The sequence below is a fragment of the uncultured Acetatifactor sp. genome (assembly GCF_948601915.1).
Taxonomy (GTDB): domain Bacteria; phylum Bacillota; class Clostridia; order Lachnospirales; family Lachnospiraceae; genus Acetatifactor.
On the sequence record NZ_CAPDXS010000268.1, the window covers coordinates 1 to 2,218 of the forward strand.

Consider the following 2,218-nt stretch of genomic DNA (forward strand, 5'->3'; position numbering starts at 1 on the left):
TAAACCTTTAACTCACTGATAATCCGGAATTATCCTTCATTCACCGACATCAAATTCCTAGGATGCCGATGGACCAAAATATCCTTCTGCTTCGTATTCGACACATGCGTATAGATTTCGGTCGTACTGATAGAGCTATGCCCCAGCATCTTTTGGATGTATCGCACATCCACATCCTGCTCTAACAATAGGGTAGCGAAAGAATGCCGGAACATGTGCGGGGTAATATGCTGGCTGATGTTGGCAAGCTTTGCATAACGGTTAATCATGAAGCGGACAGACTGATCTGAGAGCTTGTGCTGTAGCCTGTTCACAAAGAAATACCCACAGGCAGCGATATCCTCTATAAAAGCGTCATGATAGACATTCAGCGCAGAGATGACTTCAGGGTTGCCCACCTGTAAAATACGTTCCTTGGCACCTTTCCCGAAAATCAGGATATTATTGGCAGTGAGGTCTACATCGGACGGCTTCAGGGAGCACAGCTCAGATATGCGCATCCCCGTGGCAAACAGCAATTCGATGACGGCGATATCCCGGATGCAGCAATGGAGCTGGTATTCTGAGCCGGCCTGTTCCTTGCAGGCATACATGGCAGAAAGGAAGGCCTGGATGGAGTGGAAAGGAATCGTCTTTGGCAGGAGCTGGGCCTCCCGGAAACGGATATCCAGCCTGGCGAAGGGATTCTCCGCAAGCTGCTCACGGTACTCCATATGATGGAAAAAGGCCTTTAAGCTCGCAATCTTGCGCTTTATGGTCTTAGTCTTATACTGTCTATGCAGCTGAGTGATGAAGCTGTCAACGGTGATTCTGGAGGTAGGGTCGGCAAGGCCAGAGCAGAAGAGCTCATACTGCTTCAGGTCGATGCGATATGCCTTAAGGGTCTTAGGGTTCAGATGCTTACGGCATTCACAATATGTAAGGTATTCGGTGATTTGTTCATTTAAGCTGTTCATTCGTACAGGCTCTCCTTAGTTTTCTTACCATTATGGATTTTTTGATAAAATCTGTCCACCATATTTATGCAACGCCGGAGCGGAGGGTGGTCTTAGTGCGATTCCAAAAGATATGGAGGTTGTAAAAATCCGGCCTGCATGATATGATATCTACAAGAGCAAAGAATATATGCCAGCGGCACAGCATATGATAGGGGGTGGAGCCTATGGGCCTAAAAGATACTGTGACAACGAAATACATGCGCCAGAGCCAGATTTTTGCGGACGCGTTCAACTACTACATCTACGGCGGTGAGCAGGTCATAGATCCGGACGGCCTGGAGGAACTGGACACCCGGGAGGTGGATGTCCCCTATGGAGGGGAGGATGGGGCCAAGCAGCCGGTACAGAGGACAAGGGACGTGATAAAGTCATTGGTCGCCATGATGGACAGGCGTACAGCGTACCTGCTCCTGGCAGTGGAGGCCCAGTCGCATGTGCACAATGCGATGCCGGTAAAGAACATGGTATATGATGCCCTGCAGTATGCAAAGCAGGTGTCCAACGCTGTGGTTTCCCATAAGCGTTCAGGCGATTACAAGGGAGCCGATGGGGACGAGTACCTGTCAGGGTTCATGAAGCAGGACAGGCTGCTGCCGGTAGTGACGCTGGTGCTCTGTTTTTTCGCTAAGGAATGGGACGGTCCGATGTCCCTTCATGAGATGTTCGGGGAACAGGATGCCAGGATCCTGGCGCTGGTGCCAGACTATAAGATTAACCTGGTCGCCCCGGCATCCATAAAGGATGATGACTTTGGAAAATTCCAGACATCCCTGAAGGAGGTGCTGTCGTTCATCAAGTATTCACAGGATGCCGACAGGCTTGGGGAAGTCATAGAGGCAGATGAAGGGTTCCGGCATCTGGGGCGGGCAGAGGTCGATGTGCTGAATGCCTGTGTAGGTGCAAAGATAGAGATGGAAAAAGATAAGGAGGATGCGAACGTGTGTTTGGCCATAGAAGAAATGAAGCGGAGGGCAGCTGAGAAAGCGGCGGCGGAAGCGGCAGCGAAAGCAGCGAAAGAAACAGCAGAGAAAGACCGGATTGCGGCGGAGAAAGACCGGATGTCCACTTTGCTGAAGAATATCAAAAATCTGATGGAAAAGGCCGGATGGTCTGCAGAGCGTTCCATGGATATGCTGGATGTTTCCGAGGGGGACAGGAAGGCGATCCGGCCATATATCAGTTAATCTGAAAAGCAGGACAAAAATTTTATGACGTGGACA

Annotated in this window: 2 protein-coding genes; one reads left to right on the top strand and one right to left on the bottom strand. The window is 50.2% G+C overall.

Going from position 1 to position 2,218, the window contains the following annotated elements; translation table 11 throughout:
- Positions 1–29: 29 nt before the first annotated feature.
- Positions 30–956, bottom strand: a complete 927-nt coding sequence (locus Q2B33_RS23885) for a tyrosine-type recombinase/integrase (RefSeq protein WP_300783922.1) — start codon at positions 954–956, stop codon at positions 30–32.
- A 206-nt stretch (positions 957–1,162) separates the two neighbouring features.
- On the opposite strand from Q2B33_RS23885, the gene Q2B33_RS23890 reads away from it, so the two are divergent.
- On the top strand, positions 1,163–2,182 hold the full coding sequence (locus tag Q2B33_RS23890; RefSeq protein ID WP_300783920.1) for a hypothetical protein: 1,020 nt from the start codon (positions 1,163–1,165) through the stop codon (positions 2,180–2,182).
- Positions 2,183–2,218 lie beyond the last annotated feature (36 nt).